The sequence below is a fragment of the Bacillus hominis genome, from assembly GCF_018332515.1.
Lineage (GTDB): Bacteria > Bacillota > Bacilli > Bacillales > Bacillaceae_G > Bacillus_A > Bacillus_A hominis.
In genome coordinates, this window is record NZ_BOQD01000365.1 from 1 (window position 1) to 6,033 (window position 6,033).

Sequence of the window (6,033 nt, forward strand, 5' to 3'; positions counted from 1 at the left end):
ATATGCATTTTTGACATGTATCTACTTCAAAATGACAATAATAATTGATATATGAAAGGATGTTATTTACAATTTTAATTGAATAAGTGAAAAAGAGGTAAAACATGAAGCAGGATATAAAGCGTGCCAATATACAAACATGACACTTGTTTGTGCATGGTTTGCAGCGATTGCGTATGCACTTTTAGATAGAAAAAATTTCTTTATGGTCATTATGATTTTGTTTGTTTGGGTATTACATGTTGGAACATACATGTATGAAATGCATAAAAAGATTATTTGTTAAGGGGAGAGAAGTGTTGGACATTTTAAGAAGACCTGCTTTTTCAATATTCGTTGCTTTCGTTTGCTCTGTTTTATATGGGTTCATTCGAATAGAAAAAGTACAGGTAATTATAGAAATGTGGGCCTTTTTTGGGATTGTATTGCTAGTGTTAGCTATTCATGAATTAGGGCATGTAATATGTGGCTTGATAGTCGGTTTGAAATTTAAGTTTATGACAGTAGGGCCTATTACTGTTCAAAAAGAAAAGGGGAAAATACGAATTCGAGAAAATAAAATATGGATGTATGTTGGTGGCGTTGCAATGTTAGTGCCGCCTTCCACACAAACACCGAACCTTTCAAGAAAATGGGCATGGATGACTTTAAGCGGACCGTTAACGAGTCTCATATTTGGCATTGTATCAGGTTACATATATATGGTGAGTTATTACCACATGCTTTTATACTTTTCCGTGTTACACCTTGCAATCTTTGTCGTCACAGCAATTCCAATTAAGGGAACGCTATTAAGCGATGGCATGCAATTCCTTATTTTAATTAAAGATGATGAAAAGGCTAGAGAGCATTTATACACGATTCAAGTATCGAGTGAGTTATTTAGTTACAAAAGACCGAAAGATTGGGATGCGAGATTAATAGAACTTAGTGAGGAAAAATTAAAAGAGGATAAAAGTATAAGCGAGATAATGAGTGGACTTATGCTCGTCTTTTATGCCCGAGCTGATCAAGAGGGCATGGAAAGGGCGATACCGTATGTAGAACAAATTGTTCAATTACCTGTAACGAAAGAAAATAAATTTTTCGTTAGTAGCTTTCATAGTTGGTACCTTTTATATAAAGTACTGTATCAGGAGGAAAGTCTTTCCCTGCAAGAAGCGAAGGAACATGCAAAGGCAATTACAAAAATGGACTTAAATGGGTATTACCGCACACAAGGAATTGTTAAATATTTAGAGAGTGATTTAGAAGCTTCACGCACTTATATGAGGAAAGCTGATAAAGAATTGAAGAGCGCTGAGAAGAGTGAAATAGGATATTTACAATTAGAGAGAGAATGGTTTGAGCAGCTACAGGAGAGGGTATCTTACGATGGGTGAGGTATCCTCTTTTCTATATGTAACCTTATGCCGTTCCATAAAAAGCTTTGGGCGAGTAAAATGAGGTAAGAAGAGCAAAGCTTGGAGGAATTCTATATGGAAATTTTAGCGATTATTTTGCTAGTCTTACTCATTTATGTAATTTTTAAAGTGGTATATGTAGCAGTAAAGATACTCGCAATCCTATTAATTATCTTTTTAATTGTAGAGTTCGGCAGTAAGCTGCTTGGGGGATAGGGTATATTGTACGTTTAGGCTGTCGGAATATATCGGTAAATCGATATGTTGTGTCGAAACGTCGATATAATCGTTGATATAAGTGGAGAACCGGTCGATATATTTAAAAAATCGCTGATATATTTTTGGAAGTACCAAACGGGATATGCACAGAGAGAATAGCAAACAAAAAAGCTGGAAGAATATCTTCCAGCTTAAGAGTTGCTTTCAATTTGTTGACCATTTTCTTCTTCGTGATCTTGTAGTAGGTTGAATACATCTGCTAGGCAGAATGCGATAAACCAAGTCCATAGACCGTGGAAGAAAGCTGAGCTCAATTGAAGTGGTAATGTATAGTTTGTCATTGAGTAGGAAATACATCCACCAACGATTCCGATCATTGTTAATAACATTGTTTTTTGTGCATTTTCTTCTGGATTGAAGAGGAAGAAAATGTAGCCGCCTAAAATTGAAGCGCTTACAAGTGTTTCGATTCCATTAAAAATAATGTTTTCTCCAAGTTGAGTGTTTGTCCAGAAACAGATTACACCGCCGACGATGGCAAATAAGGCAGCTAGTGTGTATCGTATATATTGATTCATATGTTCATCTCCTTATGTAATAAGATGATTTGGAAGTCAAAAAGGTAGGTATAGTATATTGAAGTGAATTTTAGTTGTACGTATCTTTTTATAAAAAGATCAGTGAAGAATAACTAAGGTGATCGGCTTTTTTAAAACCGTTACGTGTATGGTGTCTGAAATATACCCGACTGCTCGTTTCTTTTTGCTTATAAAAATAAGAGAAACTTCCAAGTCTATATACTCTTTTTTTTGTGAGTCTGCTTTCATTATAACACATGTAGGGTCACAATAATAGAATTATCTGATTTTGTAATAAGTGTAAAAAATAAAAAGCGCAAGGAAATACCATTAACGGTGCAGTTTAGCGGAAGAAGGATTTTAATGTATTATGATGAAATATGTAATCAAGGTGAGATCTAAGAAGGGGGCTTAAATACTATAAAAAATGTTTTATGGCATGAATGTAAGGGAGGAGAGCTAACTTGGAGATCACAACAGAAAGATTAATAATTAGACCTTTTAAGAGTACGGATTTACAGGATGTATTTGCTATTTATAATAATGATGATACATGTAAGTTCCTATTACATAATAAGTGGACTCATGAAGACATGCAGAAAAGATTCAATAAGAAGCTAGCAAATAATGTACTTACTAAAGAATCAATATTAAGTTTGGCAGTTATATACAAGACTAAAGTAGTTGGTGATTTATCCGTATGGTACACAAATATGAAAGACACTGTTGAGATTGGTTATAGTTTTTCAAATGAAGTAGCTGGGAGAGGTTTGGCAACAGAATCAGTAAATAGTTTGGTATTTAAATTATTTAATGAATTTAATGTACATCGTATACAAGCTAATCTTGATGCACGTAATACAGCTTCAAAAAAATTGTGTGAACGAATAGGCATGAGAAAGGAAGCACATTTCATACAAGATTTTTGGAATAAAAATGAATGGACAGATAGTATCGTATATGGAATGCTATCCTCCGATTTGTAGTAATAAACTTCGTGATTTTATTATGATAAAGGGTGCGTTAGTTGAATAACAAAGGGCATAACATATTATATATGACTAATATGTTATGCCCTTTAATGTATTAACCTTTTTTATATACGTTTGAAACGGCCGACAATTTCAACTGTTTCAGTAATGTTCATAAATGCTTTATTATCCACTTGGCGGATAATACGTTTCATTTCGCCCAACTCGTAGCGAGTTACGACAGTGTAAATCATTTTTTTCTTATGGTTTGTATAGCCGCCGACAGCATCTACCATTGTTACGCCACGTATGCCGTGATGTAATAGTGAGCTTTTTATTTCCTCACCTTTTTCTGTAATTGTCATTATCGTTAATTTAATATGTTTTGTATGCACGGCATCAATTACTTTGCTGACTACAAACCGACTAATTAACGTATAAAGCGTAATATCCCATCCGAAAATAAATCCTGCTGCAACAAGTAAGATTAAGTTGAATCCAAAGATGATTGCTCCAATTGAAACATCGCGATGTTTCGCTACAATCAATCCAACAACATCAAAACCACCTGTTGAAGAAGCAAATCGGAATATGATTCCTGAGGCAGCACCGCAGATGACACCACCGAAAACAGAAGAAAGTAAAATATCGTCTGAGACTTGGTGTACTGGGATAATGTTCATCGCTAAAGATGATACAGCTACAAAGTATGCCGTTAAAAAGGTTGTCTTCTTACCTAAGTAAAAGTGACTTAAAATAAGAAGCGGAATGTTTAGTAAAAAGATAAGTGCTCCGATATTGTAGTGCATTAAATAACCGATAATCATCCCTACACCAGCGAACCCACCACTAATCATATTATGTGGGATAAAAAACATATTCATAGAAATTGCATACAAAATAGAAGCTATAAAAATAACAACTAACTGTATGATAAATTCTAAGTGAAATGTTTTAGCTGCTGGGAAGGATAAAAAGGCGGTGTCGGGAACGTAATCGGCGTCTCCTAGTTGACCCATAGTATGTTTCATCTCCATATTCATTTTTGATTACAAGAAGAGAATAAAGCTTTTTTCAAAAACTGGCAATAGTTTTATTATAATGCAAAAATTTTATAAATTTCTAAAAAATTAAACCTATTCAAAGATACGTGTGAATATACTAAAGAAAGCGAATACATTGGTTTTCTAGCATAATTTTTTGAGAAAATATGCAAAAAAACTTTTGAGAACAAAAGGAAATAGAGAATGTTTGTTGAATGTGCTAAAATGACTTTATTAAGGATGTGAAGCGATGGAATTTTTATTGCAGGATGCACTTCTGTATATATCGTTTGTAACGACAGCGCTTTGTGTATTAGAAGTCTTTTTTCTTGCTAACGTTTCTCGTTTCGTACGTCAGCAAGCATCGAGCGGTAGACAGAGAGCTTTTAAACTAGTTGATACGTGTGAAGAGGGTATCGGAAATGTACCACTTTTCTCTATTTTTTATAAATATGGAATGATTCGCTCTGTCCGCAGACAAGAATCGAGTGGAGAGAGTGACGAGGTAGGTCCGTATACACCAATGTTTCGCTAATTAATTACGAAACATTGGAGGAATGAACATGTTAAAATCAAACCGAGCTGCGCTCATTAGTTTATCATTATTACTTGTTTTTGTTTTATCTGGCTGCAGTAATGCAGGCACAATAGATTCACATAGTACGGGAATTTGGAACCATTATTTCGTATATCCAATATCGTATATGATTCAATTTGTTGCTCATCATATATCTGGTGGAAGCTTTGGGATTGCTATCATTGTCATTACGCTTGTTGTTCGTTCAGCACTGATTCCATTAGCTGTTTCGCAGTATCGTAGTCAAATGAAAATGAAAAAAATGCAACCTGAATTACAGAAGCTGAAAAAGAAACACGGTGATGTGGGTAAAGATCCTGAAAAACAAAAGCAGTATCAAAAAGAAATGTCAGAACTAATGAAATCAGGCGGTTGGAATCCGTTAGCTGGTTGCTGGCCAATCTTTATACAAATGCCGATTTTCTCTGCTTTGTATTATGCGATTAGCAGAACTGAAGAGATTCGTACATCTTCATTTTTATGGGTGAACTTAGGACATGCAGATCCATATCATATATTACCGATTATTGCAGCGTTAACAACATTTATCCAGATGAAGGTGTTCCAATCAAATATAACGCCTGGAGAGCAAGTACAAATGCTGAAAATACAGCAAATAATGATGCCGGCGATGATTTTATTTATGGGAATTGCGGCACCGTCAGGACTTGTGTTGTATTGGATTACAGGTAACTTATTTACAATGACACAAACAATTGTATTAAGAAAAGTAATGGAACGTGAAGAATTACAATTACAAAAAGCTTAGATAAACACCGCTCGTGATGAGCGGTGTTTTTTTGTCCCGTAAAAGCCCAATCCGATTAGTGTAGGATGAACATCCCCCACTAATTAAAGTTCCATTTTATTTAACTCGTTAAGGAAATTTTAAGAAATCAACATTACTATTGGCATTGTATACGAAAGTGTACATGCTTTAGAAATATGAAGGAGGAAATTTCCTATGAAGAAGAAAACAGTTGGGTATTTAGTAATTGCAGGTGCTCTATCATTTGGAATTGTAGGAGGAGCTGGTATACCAGCGTTTGCGGCAACTAATACTCCAACGGCCGAGCAAGTTACAAAAGGAACTGCGAAGAAGAATTTAGATGAGGCAACGAAACAAAAAGTGAAAACAATTATGGATGATACAAAGAAACAATTAGAGGAACTAGGAGTGAAGCTTCCAGAGAAAGGGAAGCACAAAGATATGTTTGCGAATTTAGATGAGGCGACAAAAGA

7 protein-coding genes and 2 pseudogenes are annotated in these 6,033 nt (G+C 34.8%); 7 read left to right on the top strand and 2 right to left on the bottom strand.

The window, feature by feature from the left end; all coding sequences use genetic code 11:
• Window positions 1-88 precede the first annotated feature (88 nt).
• The 3 genes and pseudogenes from KI356_RS28340 to KI356_RS24815 form a co-directional block, all read left to right on the top strand.
• Window positions 89-286 (top strand): annotated as a pseudogene (locus KI356_RS28340) (DUF3169 family protein); the annotation flags it as partial.
• Between the two features lie 13 nt (window positions 287-299).
• Window positions 300-1,382 carry a M50 family metallopeptidase gene (locus KI356_RS24810; RefSeq protein ID WP_212936763.1) on the top strand — a complete coding sequence of 361 codons (1,083 nt, stop codon included), beginning with the start codon at window positions 300-302 and terminating at the stop codon, window positions 1,380-1,382.
• A gap of 96 nt (window positions 1,383-1,478) precedes the next feature.
• Window positions 1,479-1,619 (top strand): DUF3985 family protein, encoded by a 141-nt coding sequence (locus KI356_RS24815; protein ID WP_212936764.1) that lies wholly within the window; start codon window positions 1,479-1,481, stop codon window positions 1,617-1,619.
• A 194-nt stretch (window positions 1,620-1,813) separates the two neighbouring features.
• Here the strand turns inward: KI356_RS24815 and KI356_RS24820 are convergent, their stop codons facing one another.
• Window positions 1,814-2,200, bottom strand: coding sequence for a DUF3938 domain-containing protein (locus KI356_RS24820; protein WP_128281921.1), 387 nt, complete (start codon window positions 2,198-2,200; stop codon window positions 1,814-1,816).
• A gap of 464 nt (window positions 2,201-2,664) precedes the next feature.
• Between KI356_RS24820 and KI356_RS24825 the strand changes: the two genes are divergently transcribed.
• A complete protein-coding gene (locus tag KI356_RS24825; RefSeq protein WP_128281922.1) occupies window positions 2,665-3,186 on the top strand; it encodes a GNAT family N-acetyltransferase in 522 nt (173 codons plus the stop codon).
• Window positions 3,187-3,296: 110 nt separating this feature from the next.
• Here the strand turns inward: KI356_RS24825 and KI356_RS24830 are convergent, their stop codons facing one another.
• Entirely contained in the window at window positions 3,297-4,190 is an 894-nt protein-coding gene (locus KI356_RS24830; protein ID WP_000530031.1) for a YitT family protein, read from the bottom strand.
• Between the two features lie 274 nt (window positions 4,191-4,464).
• On the opposite strand from KI356_RS24830, the gene KI356_RS24835 reads away from it, so the two are divergent.
• The 3 genes and pseudogenes from KI356_RS24835 to KI356_RS24845 form a co-directional block, all read left to right on the top strand.
• Window positions 4,465-4,749: a hypothetical protein gene (locus KI356_RS24835; protein ID WP_002174090.1), complete on the top strand. Its 285-nt coding sequence runs from the start codon at window positions 4,465-4,467 to the stop codon at window positions 4,747-4,749.
• 28 nt (window positions 4,750-4,777) lie between these two features.
• Window positions 4,778-5,560 carry a membrane protein insertase YidC gene (locus KI356_RS24840; protein WP_128281923.1) on the top strand — a complete coding sequence of 261 codons (783 nt, stop codon included), beginning with the start codon at window positions 4,778-4,780 and terminating at the stop codon, window positions 5,558-5,560.
• A 195-nt stretch (window positions 5,561-5,755) separates the two neighbouring features.
• A pseudogene (locus KI356_RS24845) lies at window positions 5,756-6,033 on the top strand (hypothetical protein); the annotation flags it as partial.

Bases quoted from the DNA above. Each gene is read 5' to 3' on its own strand.
- KI356_RS24830 (WP_000530031.1), bottom strand. From the start codon at position 4,190: ATGGGTCAACTAGGAGACGCCGATTACGTTCCCGACACCGCCTTTTTA.
- KI356_RS24840 (WP_128281923.1), top strand. From the start codon at position 4,778: ATGTTAAAATCAAACCGAGCTGCGCTCATTAGTTTATCATTATTACTT.
- KI356_RS24820 (WP_128281921.1), bottom strand. From the start codon at position 2,200: ATGAATCAATATATACGATACACACTAGCTGCCTTATTTGCCATCGTC.
- KI356_RS24815 (WP_212936764.1), top strand. From the start codon at position 1,479: ATGGAAATTTTAGCGATTATTTTGCTAGTCTTACTCATTTATGTAATT.
- KI356_RS24835 (WP_002174090.1), top strand. From the start codon at position 4,465: ATGGAATTTTTATTGCAGGATGCACTTCTGTATATATCGTTTGTAACG.